General features: G+C 62.8%; 13 protein-coding genes. 6 read left to right on the top strand and 7 right to left on the bottom strand.

What is annotated here, in order from left to right; genetic code table 11:
* Positions 1–79: 79 nt before the first annotated feature.
* The 7 genes from ACLBW8_RS08030 to gshB all read right to left on the bottom strand — a co-directional run bounded on the left by ACLBW8_RS08030 (position 80) and on the right by gshB (position 5977).
* The gene (locus ACLBW8_RS08030; protein WP_064454545.1) at positions 80–1351 is read right to left on the bottom strand and encodes a dihydroorotase; all 1272 of its coding nucleotides are present in this window, start codon (positions 1349–1351) and stop codon (positions 80–82) included.
* Positions 1348–2352: an aspartate carbamoyltransferase catalytic subunit gene (locus ACLBW8_RS08025; RefSeq protein ID WP_064454544.1), complete on the bottom strand. Its 1005-nt coding sequence runs from the start codon at positions 2350–2352 to the stop codon at positions 1348–1350. Before ACLBW8_RS08025 ends, ACLBW8_RS08030 begins: the two co-directional genes overlap by 4 nt.
* A gap of 24 nt (positions 2353–2376) precedes the next feature.
* Entirely contained in the window at positions 2377–2883 is a 507-nt protein-coding gene (pyrR, locus tag ACLBW8_RS08020; RefSeq protein WP_447805121.1) for a bifunctional pyr operon transcriptional regulator/uracil phosphoribosyltransferase PyrR, read from the bottom strand.
* Between the two features lie 83 nt (positions 2884–2966).
* On the bottom strand, positions 2967–3404 hold the full coding sequence (gene ruvX / locus ACLBW8_RS08015) for a Holliday junction resolvase RuvX (RefSeq protein WP_447805120.1): 438 nt from the start codon (positions 3402–3404) through the stop codon (positions 2967–2969).
* Positions 3404–3973, bottom strand: a complete 570-nt coding sequence (locus ACLBW8_RS08010; protein WP_057022840.1) for a YqgE/AlgH family protein — start codon at positions 3971–3973, stop codon at positions 3404–3406. Before ACLBW8_RS08010 ends, ruvX begins: the two co-directional genes overlap by 1 nt.
* Before the next feature lie 67 nt (positions 3974–4040).
* Entirely contained in the window at positions 4041–4946 is a 906-nt protein-coding gene (locus tag ACLBW8_RS08005) for an energy transducer TonB (RefSeq protein WP_262666471.1), read from the bottom strand.
* Positions 4947–5023: 77 nt separating this feature from the next.
* Positions 5024–5977 (bottom strand): glutathione synthase, encoded by a 954-nt coding sequence (gshB, locus tag ACLBW8_RS08000; protein WP_094949150.1) that lies wholly within the window; start codon positions 5975–5977, stop codon positions 5024–5026.
* Between the two features lie 239 nt (positions 5978–6216).
* On the opposite strand from gshB, the gene pilG reads away from it, so the two are divergent.
* The 6 genes from pilG to ACLBW8_RS07970 all read left to right on the top strand — a co-directional run bounded on the left by pilG (position 6217) and on the right by ACLBW8_RS07970 (position 16051).
* A complete protein-coding gene (gene pilG / locus ACLBW8_RS07995) occupies positions 6217–6624 on the top strand; it encodes a twitching motility response regulator PilG (RefSeq protein ID WP_003176671.1) in 408 nt (135 codons plus the stop codon).
* 46 nt (positions 6625–6670) lie between these two features.
* Positions 6671–7036, top strand: a complete 366-nt coding sequence (gene pilH / locus ACLBW8_RS07990; RefSeq protein WP_014720320.1) for a twitching motility response regulator PilH — start codon at positions 6671–6673, stop codon at positions 7034–7036.
* Positions 7037–7048: 12 nt separating this feature from the next.
* Positions 7049–7573, top strand: coding sequence for a chemotaxis protein CheW (locus tag ACLBW8_RS07985; RefSeq protein WP_064454540.1), 525 nt, complete (start codon positions 7049–7051; stop codon positions 7571–7573).
* On the top strand, positions 7570–9621 hold the full coding sequence (locus ACLBW8_RS07980) for a methyl-accepting chemotaxis protein (protein ID WP_064454539.1): 2052 nt from the start codon (positions 7570–7572) through the stop codon (positions 9619–9621). The genes ACLBW8_RS07985 and ACLBW8_RS07980 overlap by 4 nt, the downstream gene beginning before the upstream one ends.
* A 168-nt stretch (positions 9622–9789) precedes the next feature.
* Positions 9790–15603, top strand: a complete 5814-nt coding sequence (locus ACLBW8_RS07975) for an Hpt domain-containing protein (RefSeq protein ID WP_447805119.1) — start codon at positions 9790–9792, stop codon at positions 15601–15603.
* Entirely contained in the window at positions 15596–16051 is a 456-nt protein-coding gene (locus tag ACLBW8_RS07970) for a chemotaxis protein CheW (RefSeq protein WP_159960623.1), read from the top strand. Before ACLBW8_RS07975 ends, ACLBW8_RS07970 begins: the two co-directional genes overlap by 8 nt.
* Positions 16052–16059: the final 8 nt, after the last annotated feature.

The raw sequence follows: 16059 nt of genomic DNA, 5'->3' as shown, positions 1-16059 counted from the left end.
GTGGGTCAGCTACAGATAAGCTGACTGACCCACCGCCATCGGGAGCAAGCCCCCTCCCACTTTTTTTACCGTGCCCGCTTTAGGCCTGGTAGCTGATCCGCCCATCCACCAAGGTGTACCGCACCGTCGCCGGCAGGCTATGGCCGATGAACGGGCAGTTTTCGCCCTTGGACAGCCAGTGTTCGCCGGCAACCGTAGAGCTGGCCGGATCAAACAGCACCAGATCCGCCGCCGAGCCTACCGCCAGCTTACCCGCGGGCAGGCGCAAGGCCTCGGCCGGGCCGGCGCTCAGGCGCGCCAGCAGCGTCGGCAGGTCGAGCAAGCCATCCTCCACCAGCGTCATCGCCAATGGCAGCAACAGTTCGACGCTGCTGATGCCCGGCTCTGTCGCGCCAAACGGTGCCAGCTTGGCATCCCGCTCGTGGGGCTGGTGATGGCTGGAGATCGCCGAGACCACGCCCGACTTCACCGCCGCGCGCAAACCTTCACGGTCGGCCAGGGTGCGCAGCGGCGGCTGCACGTGGTAAAGGCTGGAAAAGTCGATCAGCGCCTCATCGGTCAAAATCAGCTGATACAACGCCACGTCCGCCGTCACCGGCAGGCCACGAGCCTGTGCCTGGGCGATCAGGGCCACGCCCCGCGCGCTGGTCAATTGGCTGAAGTGCGCGCGCACGCCGCTTTGTTCCACCAGCAGCAGGTCGCGGGCCAGGGCCACGGTTTCAGCGGTTTCCGGAATGCCCGGCAGGCCGAGGAAGCTGGCGACGGCGCCTTCATGGGCCAGGCCGCCTTCGGCCAGGTCGCGGTCCTGGGAGTGAAAAATCACCGTCAAGTCGAAGGTGGCCGCGTATTCCAGGGCGCGACACAGCGTGCGCGTACTGCGGAAGCTTTCCAGGCCGTTGCCGAATGCCACGCAACCGGCGTCGCGCAGGGCGATCAGCTCGGCGAGCTGTTCGCCTTCCAGGCCTTTGCTCAGGGCGCCGATCGGGAACACTTTGCAATTGCCGGCTTCACGGGCGCGGTCGAGGATCAGCTCGGTCACGGCCGAAGTGTCCAGCACGGGCTTGGTGTGCGGCGGGCAGCACAGGCTGGTCACGCCACCGGCAGCGGCGGCGCGGGTTTCGCTGGCGATACTGCCTTTGCGGCTATAACCCGGCTCACGCAGGGCGACGTTCAGGTCCACCAGGCCAGGCGCGGCCACCAGGCCTTTGGCGTCGATGGTCTCAACCGCGCTGAAGCCGCTGGGCGCGGCGCCGATGGCGATGATTTTGCCGGCTTCCACATGAAGATCGGTAACGTGATCCAGGCCGCTGGCCGGATCGATGACTCGGGCGCCGAGAATGCTGAGCTTCACTGGGCGTTCTCCTGCTCGAATTGACGTTGCGCGGTTTGCCCGCTCATGGCCATGGACAGCACGGCCATGCGTACGGCGATGCCGTAAGTCACCTGGTTCAAGATCACCGATTGCGCGCCGTCGGCCACCGCCGACTCAATCTCTACGCCTCGGTTGATCGGGCCTGGGTGCATCACGATGGCATCCGGCTTGGCGCCGGCCAAACGCGCGGTGGTCAGGCCGAACAGGCGGTAGAACTCACCTTCGCTCGGCAGCAGGCCGCCGGCCATGCGCTCGCGTTGCAGACGCAGCATGATCACCACGTCCACATCCTTAAGGCCTTCGGCCATGTCGGTGTAGACCTTCACGCCGTACTGCTCGATGCCGATCGGCAGCAAGGTTTTTGGCGCGATCACGCGGATGTCCGGGCAACCCAGGGCTTTGAGGGCCAGCATGTTTGAGCGAGCTACCCGCGAGTGCAGGATGTCGCCGACGATGGCCACCGACAGGTTTTCAAAGCCGCCCTTGTGCCGACGGATCGTCAGCATGTCGAGCATGCCTTGGGTCGGGTGGGCGTGACGGCCGTCGCCGCCATTGATGATTGCCACGTTCGGGCACACGTGTTCGGCGATGAAGTGCGCGGCACCGGAGTCGCCATGGCGTACCACGAACATGTCGGCGGCCATGGCTTCCAGGTTGCGCAGGGTGTCGAGCAGGGTCTCGCCCTTGCTCGCCGACGAGGTGGACACGTTCAGCGTGATCACGTCGGCCGACAGCCGCTGGGCCGCCAATTCAAAGGTGGTGCGGGTGCGGGTAGAGTTCTCGAAGAACACATTGCAGATGGTCTTGCCGCGCAGCAGCGGGACCTTCTTTACCGCGCGGCCACCGACTTCAAGGAACGAGTCGGCCGTGTCGAGGATTTCAGTGAGCAGTTCGCGGGGCAAACCGTCGAGGGACAAGAAGTGTTGTAGCTGGCCCTGAGCATTGAGCTGCAGCGGGCGCTTGGCATCTAGAGGCGTCATCGCGGGGACTCTGTACAAGGCGGTTTAAAGGGCAAGGTCTTGCAGTTCGAGTTCGAGCGGCGTTGGACCGGACAATTTTACCCGCTGGTGGGCTTCCAGGGACAGGGTTGCGCCGACCACATCCGGGCTGATCGGCAATTCGCCGGCGTCCAGGTCCAGCAGGCACACCAGGGTTACACTGGCGGGGCGGCCATAGTCGAACAGCTCGTTCATGGCGGCGCGGATAGTGCGGCCGCTCATCAGCACGTCGTCGATCAGCACCAGGTGCTGGCCTTCGATTTCGAACGGCAGGGCCGATGGGCGCACTTGCGGGTGCAGGCCGTTCTGGCTGAAGTCGTCGCGGTAGAACGATACGTCCAGTGTGCCCAGTGGCGAATCACTGCCCAGTTCTTCCAATAACGCTTGGGCCACCCACACACCGCCGGAGCGAATGCCGATAAAACGCGGTTCGCTGATGGCACGGTGTTGCAGGAGCGCCTTGAGGCGAATTGCCATCTGGCTGATCAGTTCGGCGGGATTGGGCAGGCTCATGGTGGCTCCTTCAAGGCCTTGCGCGGCGGGGGTGCGTGCAAGGTCCGGGCTCAAACGTAAAAAGACGCGGCAAGCCGCGTCAGTCAGGATTCAAATAAAGCGGTGTTTTCATCCAGCCAACCCTGCAACAGCAAGGCGGCGGCGATGGCGTCCACCGGGTTGTCGCGGTAACTGCCTTTCTGGCCGCCACGGTCGCGGCGCTCGCCTTTGGCTTCAAAGGTGGTCAGGCGTTCGTCGTGGGTATAGAAGGGCAGGTTGTAGCGGCCGTTGAGGCGGCGGGCGAATTTTTCCGCGCGCAGGCACATCTCGCTGGGGGTGCCGTCCATGTTCAAGGGCAGGCCAACCACGACTGCGTCGGGCTTCCACTCCTTGATCAGGGCTTCGATCTGGTTCCAGTCCGGCACGCCGTTCTGGGCTTTCAAGGTGCACAGCTCGCGGGCCTGGCCGGTAATGACCTGGCCGACTGCCACGCCGATCTGTTTGGTGCCGTAGTCAAACCCGAGGATCAAGCGCAAGGCCATCAGGCGTGCCCCGCCTGGCTGGTCAGCAGGTTGAGGTTGACCCGCAACTTGGCCGCCGCCGCTTCCAGGCGCAGTTCGCTGGCGGTGTTGAACAGGATGTCGGCGTCGAACGGGCAGGTCAGCCAGGCATTACTGGCCAATTCGGCCTCCAGTTGCCCGGCTTCCCAACCGGCGTAGCCGAGGGTAATCACGCTTTGCTCAGGCCCCACGCCGTCGGCGATGGCGAACAGCACGTCTTGGGAAGTGGACAACGACACACCTTCGAGGTCGACCGTGGCCTGAAACTTGGGCCCGGTCGGGTGCAGCACAAAACCACGATCGGTCTGCACCGGCCCGCCGATATAGATCGGCACGCTCTGGCAACGGGCCGGCGGGTCGATCTCGGGGCGCAGTTGCTCAAGGATGTCGGCCAGGTTCAGCTCTTGCGGGCGGTTCACCACCAGCCCCATGGCACCATTGGCCGTGTGCTCGACGATATAGGTCAAGGTCTGCGCAAAGTTCGGGTCGGCCATATGGGGCATGGCGATCAGGAATTGGTGCTTGAGGTAGGTCGGGCTGACATTTTTCATGTCCGCTAGTGTGGCGTTGGAGGGGCGAACTGACAAGCTGGGGATGCGGGTGATGTGGCAATTGTCATCAATTGCTGAACAGCTGATCACCCCGGGCAAACTTCCAGGTGCGGATGATTTCCAGGCGGTCCACATCATTCAGGTCGCCGGTAAACGGTGCGAAAGGCGCGGCCAGGCGCACGATGCGCTGGGCGGCCTGGTCCAGCAGCGGCTGGCCCGATGACTCCAGCACCTGCACTTCATATAACGAACCATCACGGTTGATCGACACCAACAAGCGCAAATTGCCATAGATCTGCTGGCGCCGGGCTTCATCCGGGTAGTTGAGGTTGCCGATGCGTTCGACCTTCTTGCGCCACTCGTCCTTATACCAGGCACCTTTGTCGCGCATGGTCGAGGCGGCGTTCAGGCGGTAGATACGGGGGCGCTTGGCGTACAACTGTTGTTCGTTGGCCAGTTCGGCTTCGAGGCTGGAGATCTGGTCGGAGAGCTGCGAACTGTCAAAAGTCGGCGCCGGTTTCACCGGTTCGGGCTGCGGCTCGGTCTTGGCTTTCTCGCGCTGGGTCGGGGCTTTTTGCGGTTTGGGCGCGACGGTGGTCACCGCAGCCTTGGGTGCGGCTTGCTTGACTTCGGGCTTGGGCGTCGGCGGCGGGGTGACTTTATTGACCTTGTTGTCCTGGAACGGCGCCACTTCAGTGGTCTTGGGCACGGCTTTCTTGTCGAGCGTGCCGCTGCCCTGCTGGTTGTCCTGAGCGAGAAAATCCGCCTTCTCCGGCTTCTTTTCGCTCTTGAACGTGGCGAGGGTGATTTCCAGGGTTTTGGTGATCTGCTTGGGTTCGACAAAGGAGAAGCCCAGGCCGAGCAGCAAGGCGAGGTGAATCAAGGCCGCCAGGAACAGGGTAAATCCGAGCCGATCAGCCGGGCGCACGCCACTGTGGGAGAGTTCGGGGGGCAGATCGGACGGGAGTGTCATGACAAAAAAACCAACATCGCGCGTTTCACAGGTGGCGCATGATAACGCAATGTTGGTGTGTGTCCGGCTGTTCTATGTCACTTGGCTTGTAGCTTGCGCTCAATGGCCGCCATCAGCATTTCGCCGATGTTCGTGCCAAATGCGTTGTCAATCTCGCGGATACAGGTCGGGCTGGTGACGTTGATTTCAGTGAGGCTCTCACCAATAACGTCAAGCCCCACAAACAGCAGGCCTTTCTCGCGCAGGGTTGGGCCAACCTGAGCGGCGATCCAACGGTCCTTGTCCGACAATGGCCGTGCTTCACCACGACCGCCGGCCGCCAGGTTGCCACGGGTTTCACCCGCTGCCGGGATACGCGCCAGGCAGTAATCCACCGGCTCGCCGTCGATCATCAGGATGCGCTTGTCGCCGTCCTTGATCGCCGGCAGGTAAGCCTGGCCCATGATCTGCTGGGTGCCCAGCGCGGTCAGGGTTTCCAGGATCACCGACAGGTTCGGGTCGCCGGCACGGTGACGGAAGATCGAGGTGCCGCCCATGCCGTCCAGCGGCTTGAGGATCACATCGCCGTGCTTGGCGGCGAATTCACGCAGCACATCGGCGCGGCGGCTGACCACGGTCGGCGGGGTGCACTGCGGGAACAGCGTGGCGAACAGCTTTTCATTGCAGTCGCGCAGGCTTTGCGGCTTGTTGACGATCAGCACGCCGGCGCGCTCGGCTTGCTCCAGCAGGTAGGTGGAGTAGACGAATTCCATGTCGAACGGCGGGTCCTTGCGCATCAGGATCACGTCCAGGTCGCTCAAGGGGCTGTCGATTTCATCCGCAAGCTCAAACCACTTTTCCGGGTTGGCAAACACCTGCAGCGGGCGCATGCGTGCGCGGGCTTCGCCGTCGCCCTGGTAAAGGTCGCGCTGCTCCATATAGAACAGGGTCCAGCCGCGGGCCTGGGCGGCCAGGAGCATGGCCAGCGAGCTGTCCTTTTTATAGGAAATGCTGGCGATAGGGTCCATGACAATGCCGACGCGAACGCTCATGGGGGATTTCCTCTAGCAAATTAGGGCGCATAAAAGTGGCGTCAGAGTGGCGCTGCGGCTGTTGTGGGTCAAGGAAAAACCACCTGGCCGGTTGCTCGATAGATTGCGCCCGGAGACTGTGCTAAAAAGACTGGCACGGCGCAGCAGCCCTTGAATTCCAAGGCTTGCGGCGCTCATCCTGTGCAACATCAGGCAGTACACACCGAAAACCGATTCGCTGTGGCGATGGTAGAGCAGATATGGAACAGCATTCCAACGCCTTGAGAGTGATGGTGATCGACGATTCGAAAACGATCCGCCGCACCGCCGAGACGCTGTTGAAGAACGTGGGGTGCGATGTCATCACGGCCATCGACGGTTTCGATGCATTGGCCCGGATTGTTGATCACCACCCGCACATTATCTTTGTCGACATCATGATGCCGCGCCTGGATGGCTATCAGACCTGCGCCCTGGTGAAGAATAATCCGGCGTTCAAGTCGATCCCGGTGATCATGCTGTCCTCCAAGGACGGCCTGTTCGACAAGGCCAAGGGGCGCATCGTCGGTGTCGATCAGTTTTTGACCAAGCCTTTCAGCAAGGAAGAACTGCTGAGTGCGATCAAGGCCTATGTGCCAGGGTTCGCCGCAGTAGAACAAGCACACTGACGCCGCCTCACAAGGGCAGGCGCCGACCAATGTAGTGGGGAAAACCATGGCACGCGTTCTGATCGTCGACGATTCGCCGACTGAAATGTACAAACTGACCGGCATGCTGGAAAAGCATGGGCATCAGGTCCTCAAGGCCGAAAATGGCGCTGACGGTGTGGCGCTGGCCCGTCAGGAAAAACCCGATGCGGTCCTGATGGACATCGTGATGCCGGGCCTCAATGGCTTCCAGGCAACGCGTCAGCTGTCCAAGGAGCCGGAAACCAACGGCATTCCGATCATCATCATCACCACCAAGGATCAGGAAACCGACAAGATCTGGGGCGCGCGCCAGGGCGCCAAGGACTACCTGACCAAACCGGTTGACGAAGAAACCCTGATCGCCACCCTGAACAAGGTGCTGGCCGGCTGACTGCACGCCATCATGACCGAGTCGCAAACCGCCTTCGAATTGCTGCTGGACATCGACCGCCGCTGCCGCCTGTTGGCGGCTGACCTGCCGTCCCAGGAAACCCGTCTGCAGCGTTGGAGCGGGATCGGCTTTCGCCTGGGGCCGCATTGGTATGTGGCGCCGATGGGCGAAGTCGCCGAGGTGTTGCACGAACCGCGTTGCACCTTGATGCCGGGGGTTAAACCCTGGGTCAAGGGCGTGGCCAACCTGCGCGGGCGTTTGCTGCCGGTGATGGACCTGGGCGGGTTTCTCGGCCTGGACCTGTCCAAAGCGCGCAAGCAACGGCGGGTGCTGGTGGTGGAATTCAACGACTTGTTTGTCGGGCTGCTGGTAGATGAGGTGGTGGGCATGCAGCATTTCGCACAAGACGCCTTGTTGACGGGCGCCAACTCCGGCGTGCCGTTTATTCAGGGGCAGTTCGACAGCGACCAGCTCTGGCAGGTCTTCAGCCCCTTCGCTTTGGCCCAGGCCCCAGGCTTCATGGATGTTGCCGCATGACCACCGCTACTACTCCCAAACCGCAAGCCGCGTCGCGCAGCCGTTCGCAGATCATCGTGCTGTTTATCGCGCTGATCGTGTTCATCATGCTGTTGTTCGCCAACTTCGCGTACCTCAACACCCAGTCCACCTATGACAAACAGTACATCGGCCACGCCGGTGAGCTGCGCGTGCTGTCCCAGCGCATCGCCAAAAATGCCACCGAAGCCGCCGCCGGCAAAGCCGCCGCGTTCAAGCTGCTGGGCGACGCGCGCAACGACTTCGCCCAGCGCTGGGGCTACCTGAAAAAAGGTGACGCCGAGACCGGCCTGCCGGCGGCGCCCAGTGCGGTACGCGCCGAGATGCGCGCCGTGCAGACTGACTGGGAAGCGCTGCTGAAAAACACCGACGCGATCCTCGCCAGCGAGCAGACGGTGTTGTCGTTGCATCAAGTGGCCGCGACCCTGGCCGAAACCGTGCCGCAATTGCAGATGGAGTCGGAAAAGGTCGTCGATATCTTGCTGCAACGCGGCGCCCCGGCGAGCCAGGTGGCGTTGGCCCAGCGCCAGTCGCTGCTGGCCGAGCGCATCCTGGGCGCCGTCAACACCGTGCTGGCCGGCGACGAAACCGCCGTGCAGGCCGCTGACGCGTTTGGTCGCGATGCCAACCGCTTCGGCCTGGTGCTCAACGGCATGCTCAACGGCAACCCGGGCCTGCGCATTACCCAGGTTGAAGACCACGATGCCCGCGCGCGCCTGGCGGAAATCGCCGAGCTGTTTGAGTTCGTCTCCGGCTCTGTGGATGAAATCCTTGAAACCTCGCCGCAACTGTTCCAGGTGCGCGCTTCGGCGAGCAATATTTTCAACCTGTCGCAAACCCTGCTCGATGAAGCCTCACACCTGGCCACCGGGTTTGAAAACCTCGCCAGCGGGCGCAGCTTCGACACCATCGGCGGCTATGTGCTGGGCCTGTTGGCGTTGACCTCGATCATCCTGATCGGCCTGGTGATGGTGCGCGAAACCAACCGCCAACTGCATGAAACCGCCGAGAAGAACGAGCGCAACCAGAACGCGATCATGCGCCTGCTCGACGAAATCGAAGACCTGGCCGATGGCGACCTCACGGTGACCGCCTCGGTGACCGAAGACTTCACCGGCACCATCGCCGACTCCATCAACTATTCGGTGGACCAACTGCGCGATCTGGTCGCCACCATCAACCTCACCGCCGGGCAAGTTGCCGGCGCGGTGCAAGAGACCCAGGCCACCGCCATGCATCTGGCCCAGGCCTCGGAGCATCAGGCCCAGCAAATCGCCGAAGCCTCCACCGCGATCAACCAGATGGCCCAGTCCATCGACCAGGTGTCGGCCAACGCGGCGGAGTCTTCGGCGGTGGCGGAGCGTTCGGTGGAAATCGCCAACAAGGGCAATGAGGTGGTGCACAACACCATCCACGGCATGGACAACATTCGCGAGCAGATCCAGGACACCGCCAAGCGCATCAAGCGCCTGGGCGAGTCTTCCCAGGAGATTGGCGATATCGTCAGCCTGATCGACGACATTGCCGACCAGACCAACATCCTCGCCCTCAACGCGGCGATCCAGGCGAGCATGGCCGGTGACGCCGGGCGCGGTTTTGCGGTGGTGGCCGATGAAGTGCAACGGCTGGCTGAGCGCTCATCCGCCGCCACCCGGCAAATCGAAACGCTGGTGCGGGCGATTCAGACCGACACCAATGAAGCCGTTATTTCCATGGAACAGACCACCACCGAAGTGGTGCGTGGCGCGCGATTGGCCCAGGACGCCGGGGTGGCGCTGGAAGAAATCGAAGGGGTGTCGAAAACCCTGGCGGCGTTGATTCAGAGTATTTCCAATGCGGCGCAGCAACAGACGTCGTCCGCCGGGCAGATCTCCCTGACGATGAACGTGATCCAGCAAATCACCACGCAGACGTCATCCGGCTCGACCGCCACCGCCGAAAGTATTGGCAACCTGGCGAAGATGGCCAGCCAGTTGCGCAGGTCGGTGTCGGGTTTCACCTTGCCACCGCCCAAGCAAGTTGAGGATTGAAATGCAGTCAAAATGTGGGAGCGGGCTTGCTCGCGAAAGCGGTGTATCAGTCGCCTATCTGCTGGCTGGCCCACCGTATTCGCGAGCAAGCCCGCTCCCACATTTAATCTTCATTGGTTTTGAGATCTTGGCAACACACGCAATTCATGAATTTTAAGCGGAGCAGTTATGGTTGATCGGCACGACTACGTGGCCCTCGAATGGGTCAAGGGCGACATTGCCGAAACCCTGAAACAGGCCCGTTCGGCGCTGGACACGTTTGTCGAAACCAGCGACGGCGACGCCATCGGCGAGTGCCTGGCCTGCGTCCATCAGGTGCATGGCGCGCTGCAAATGGTCGAGTTCTACGGCGCGGCCCTGCTGGCTGAAGAAATTGAAGAGCTGGCCCTGGCCCTGCAAGCCGAGCGCGTCAGCCAGCGCGATGAAAGCATCCGCCTGCTGCAACAGGCGCTTAGCCAGCTGCCGCTGTACCTCGAGCGCGTACACAGTGCCCGCCGCGACCTGCCGCTGGTGGTGTTGCCGCTGCTCAATGACCTGCGCAGCGCGCGCGGCGAAAGTCTGCTGTCGGAGACCAGCCTGTTCAGCCCGCAACTGCTGTCGATTGCGCCGTTGCCCGATGAGGCCTTGGCCCAGCGCGCGCTGCCTGACCTTCACGAGCAACTGCGCCAGTGGCACCAGCTTCTGCTGCAGGCGTTGGCCGGTTTGCTGCGCGAAGACCATGGCCCAAGCAACCTGGAAGACATGGCGCGGGTTTTCGCGCGCCTCGAAGCGCTATGCCAGGGCGCGCCGCTGCTGCCTTTGTGGCAAGTCACCTCGGCGCTGGTCGAAGGCATGCTCACGGGCGTGATCGCCAACAGCCCGGCGCTGCGCAGTTTGCTCAAAGCCAGCGACAAGCAACTCAAGCGCCTGCTGGTCCAGGGTATCGGCGGCATCAACCAACCTGCGCCGGATGAATTGCTCAAGAGCCTGCTGTTCTACGTCGCCAAGGTCACCCGGCCAACGCCGCGTATGCAAAGCCTCAAGGAACGCTACGGCCTGGATGAAGCCTTGCCCGACAGCGCCGTGGTCGATGCCGAGCGCGCGCGCCTGGCCGGGCCGGATCGCAATGCCATGGGCTCGGTGCTTGGCGCGTTATGTGAGGAACTGGTGCGGGTCAAGGAGCGCCTGGACCTGTTCGTGCGCAGTGACCGGCAGCACACCAGCGACCTCGATGCCTTGCTGGCGCCCCTGCGGCAGATCGCCGACACCTTGGCCGTGCTGGGCTTCGGCCAGCCGCGCAAAGTCATTATCGACCAGCTTGCCGTGGTGCTTGGCCTGGTCCAAGGCCACCGCGAACCCAATGATGCAGTGCTGATGGATGTCGCCGGAGCCTTGCTCTATGTCGAGGCCACGCTGGCGGGAATGGTCGGCACCGTCGAACCGGAAAGCCGCGAAGAAAGCCGCCTGCCCACCACTGACCTGACCCAGATTCACCAACTGGTTATCCGCGAATCCTGCCAGTGCCTCAAGCAAGCCAAAGAGCTGGTGATTGACTGCATTGAAGCCCATTGGGATCGCCAGCGCCTGGAGTCTCTGCCCGAGTTGCTCAGCCAAGTGCGCGGGGCGTTGGCGATGATTCCCCTGCCGCGCGCGGCGAGCCTGATGCGCGGCTGTACCGATTATGTCGATGAACAGCTGATGGTGAATGAGGCCATGCCCTCCGAGGCACAACTGGCGCATTTTGCTGACGTGATCAGCAGCCTGGAGTACTACCTGGAACGCATGCTTCAGGACGCCGACGCTGCGGGCGAACGCGTGCTGGAGCTGGCCACCCAGGGCCTGGCCGCGCTCGGCTACCTGCCCGCCGAAAAACCCTGGCGTCAGGCACTGGTCGCGCCGGACGGCGCGCTGTCGACCGAGGTTGCGCCGAGCCAATCCCAGTTCGACGCACTGGCCAGCCCGACATCACGCCTGAACCCGCCTGCACTGCAACGCCCCGGCAGCCTGCTGCCACCGCCGCTCGGTGAAGAGTCCATCGACGATGAGCTGCGCGAAGTCTTCCTCGAAGAAACCGACGAAGTCCTCGAAGTGCTGCACCGTTACTTGCCGAGTTGCGCGGACAAAACCGCTCAAGGCGAGATGCGCCGCGCGTTCCACACCTTGAAAGGCAGCGGCCGTATGGTCCGCGCCCTGGTGCTGGCCGAGTTGGCCTGGGCAGTGGAAAACCTGCTTAACCGCGTGCTCGAACGCAGCGTTACCCTTGGCCCTGATATTCAACAGGTGCTGGATGAAGCTGTGGCCCTGCTGCCGGAATTGATTGCCGATTTCGCCACCGATGACCAACGCCAACGCGATGAAGTCGACGCCTTGGCCGCCCGTGCCCACGCCCTGGCCAGCGGCACTGAAAAGGCCGCAGAACCCCATGACCCGATGCTGTTGGAGATCTTCCGCAACGAAGCCCAGAGCCACCTGGAAAGCCTCAACCACTTCCTGCAGCAGGCCGCCGAACACGTGCCGCTGCAAGTCAGCGATGAATTGCAACGCGCCCTGCACACCCTCAAGGGCAGCGCCTACATGGCTGGCGTGTTGCCGATTGCCGAACTGGCGCGGCCGCTTGATCACCTGACCCGCGAATACAAGGCCCACCGCCTGCCGCTGGACCTGGATGAAGTGGAACTGCTGCTGGAAGCTGAAGGTTTGTTTCAGCGCGGGTTGCGACAACTGGACAGCGACCCGCTCGTGCCGATCAAGGGCGCAGCGGACCTGATCGGCCGTACCCAAAGCCTGCTCGACCATCAGCTCGACGCCTTGCTCGACGCGCCTAATACGGGCCTGCGTATCAAACGCGACCCGCAGTTGATTACCAACTTCCTGGCCCAAGGCATGGACATCCTGCTGGATGCCGAAAGCCTGCTGCGCCGCTGGCAGCAACACCCCGGCGAGCGCCAGGAGCTGACGGCGCTGCTGGACGAATTGACCACCTTGGGCGAAGGCGCGCACATCGCCGACCTGCACGCCATCGACGCGCTGTGCGAGGCCTTGCTCGATCTGTACGGTGCCGTGGAAGAGAGCAGCCTGGCGGTCAGCGAGCGGTTTTTCCAGGAGGCCGAACAGGCCCATGAAGCGTTGATCAACATGCTCGACCAACTGGCCGCCGGCCAGGAAATCAGCCCGGCCCCGGCGCGGGTACAAGCCCTGCGCGAATTGCTTGATGACGCCCTCGATCCGTCCGCCACCGGCCTGATTAAAAGCGACGGCAGCCGCGCCCTGAGCATCTCGGAACTGGGCGCCGCCACGGCACAGTTGGGCCAGGACACGGCGATGGACGAAGAGATCGTCGAGATCTTCCTGGAAGAGGCGGTGGATATCCTCGACAGCGCCGGGCAGTCGCTTAAACGCTGGTTGCTGGAGCCCGACAGCGCGGCACCGCTCTCGTCGCTGCAACGGGATTTGCACACCCTCAAAGGCGGCGCGCGCATGGCCGAGATTGGGCCAATTGGCAACCTGGCCCATGAGCTGGAATGCCTTTACGAAGGCTTGGTGGACCGCCGCTACAGCTACTCGCCGGAACTGTCCCACGTGCTGATGGCCAGCCATGAGCGGCTGGCCTTGCAGTTGGATCAACTGCAAGGCCACCAACCCCTGAGCGACTCCAGCGACTTGATCGCTCAACTGCGCGAGTTACGCCAGAGCAGCACGCCAGCCACCCCGGTCGCTGCGCCCGAAGCGGCGGCTGACCCCGAGCTGCTGGATATTTTCCTCGAAGAAGCCGCCGATATTCTCGACAGTTCAAGCAGCGCGTTGCTGCGCTGGCAGGCCGAGCCGAACAATCGCCAGGAGGTGGAAACCCTGCTGCGCGACCTGCACACCCTCAAAGGGGGCGCGCGCATGGTCGAGATCGGGCCGATTGGCGATTTGGCCCATGAGCTGGAGTTTCTCTACGAAGGGCTGTCCGCCGGTTTGCTGGCCCCGTCCCCCGAACTGTTCGCGTTGCTGCAGGGCTGCCATGACCGCTTGGCGCAGATGATCGATGCGGTGACGGACGGCTTGCCGGTGGGCTCGGTGGACAAACTCATCGAGCGGATCAAAAGCCTGGTGCACCCGAGTGATGAACCGTTGTTGCCTGTGGCATTGCCGGCGGGCAAGGCGGAAGCGGCGGTTGATCCTGCTGCGGACATGGTGAAAATCTCTGCCGATTTGCTGGATGACCTGGTCAACCTGGCCGGTGAAACTTCGATCTTCCGTGGCCGTATCGAGCAGCAGGTGAACGATGCGCGCACCGCGCTCAATGAAGTCGAAACCACCATTGAGCGCATGCGCGACCAACTGCGCCGGCTCGACACCGAAACCCAGGGCCGCATCCTCAGCCGCCAACAGGCCGAGGCCGAGCGCCTGGGTTATGAAGAATTTGACCCGCTGGAAATGGACCGCCACTCGCAGTTGCAGCAGCTGTCCCGAGCGCTGTCTGAGTCAGCCTCCGACTTGCTGGACCTCAAGGAAACTCTTGATCGCCGCAACCAGGATGCGCACAACCTGTTGCAGCAACAGGCGCGCATCAACACCGAGTTGCAAGAAGGCCTGATGCGCACGCGCATGGTGCCGTTTGAACGCATGCTGCCGCGCCTCAAGCGCATCGTGCGCCAGGTGGCGGAGGAGTTGGGCAAGGACGTCGAGTTCGTGGTCGGCAATGCCGAGGGCGAGATGGACCGCAACGTGCTGGAACGCATGGTGGCGCCGCTGGAACATATGCTGCGCAATGCCGTGGACCATGGCCTGGAATCGCGCGAGGCACGGTTGCTGGCCGGCAAACCTGCGAGGGGCCGTATCAGTCTGGACCTGACCCACGAAGGTGGCGATATCGTCTTCGACATGCGCGACGATGGCGCCGGGGTGCCACTTGAGGCGGTGCGGCGCAAGGCAATCAAGCGGGGTTTGCTCAGCCCCCATCAAGAGATCAGCGACCGCGACGTGTTGCAGTTCATCCTGCAGCCGGGGTTCTCCACGGCGGAAAAAATCACGCAGATTTCCGGGCGTGGCGTGGGCATGGACGTGGTGCACGAAGAAGTGCGCCAACTCGGTGGCTCGATGGTCATTGATTCGACGCCGGGCGCGGGCGTGCACTTTCGCATTCGCCTGCCGTTTACGGTGTCGGTCAACCGGGCGCTGATGGTGCAATGCGCGGACGATCAATACGCGATTCCGCTCAACACTATTGAAGGCCTGGTGCGTGTACTGCCCCACGAACTGGCGGGGCACTACCAACAAGACCCGCCACGTTATGAATACGCCGGCCAGCGCTACGAGTTGTTCTACCTGGGCGACCTGCTGCACACCGTCGCCCGGCCGAAACTGTTGGGCCAGTACCAGCCGGTGCCGGTGCTGCTGGTGCAATGCAACGAGCGGCGTGTGGCGGTGCATGTGGATGCCATGGCCGGTACGCGAGAGATCGTGGTCAAGGGCCTGGGCCCGCAGTTTGCGGGCGTGCAGGGGTTGTCCGGGGCGACCATTCTGGGCGATGGCCGCGTGGTGTTGATCATCGATTTGCTCGCGCATATTCGCGCCCGGCAACCGGCCTTGCCGGCCCAGTCGGTCGACGCCGCGCTGGTCCTCAACGACCCGCTGAAGAAGCGCCCGCTGCTGGTGCTGGTCGTGGACGATTCGGTCACCGTGCGCAAAGTCACCAGCCGCCTGCTGGAGCGCAACGGCATGAACGTACTCACTGCCAAAGACGGGATCGACGCCATCGCCCTGCTCGAAGAACACACCCCGGACCTGATGCTGCTCGACATCGAAATGCCGCGCATGGACGGCTTCGAAGTGGCCATCCAGGTGCGCAACGACCCACGGCTGATGCGCCTGCCGATCATCATGATCACCTCGCGCACCGGCCAAAAACACCGCGACCGCGCCATGGCCATTGGCGTCAACGACTACCTCGGCAAGCCGTATCAAGAGTCGGTGCTGCTGGAAAGCATCGCCTACTGGAGCAAGTCCCATGCTTGACCACCGCACCAGCCAACTCACCGGCCTGCTATTGCCCCTGGCTGACCGCCACCTGGTGCTGCCCAACGTTGCCATCGCCGAACTGATCGACTATCAGCGTGGAGAACCGGCCAGCGATGCACCGCCGTGGTACCTGCGGCAAGTGACCTGGCGCGACCGGCAGTTGCCGTTGATCAGCTTTGAAGCGGTGTGCGGTGAGGCCAGCGTGACCGGCGAGCGCTCGCGGATTGTGGTGTTGAACGCGCTCGGCGGGCGACCGACGTTGAAGTTTATTGCGATGGTGATTCAGGGGATTCCCCGCTCTTACAAGCTCGATAGCCAGTTGAGTTACGTGGATGTGCCGCTGTGCCCGCTGGAACTGGCGGCGGTGCAGGTGGGGGAGCATGTGGCGAAAGTACCTGATTTGATGGGGTTGGAGGCCTTATTGGTAGAGTCCGGTCTGGCCTGACGATTAGC

Source organism: Pseudomonas sp. M5A4_2d, assembly GCF_053345295.1.
Note: the sequence above shows the minus strand (reverse complement) of the source record. Positions and strands in the feature narration are given on the sequence as shown.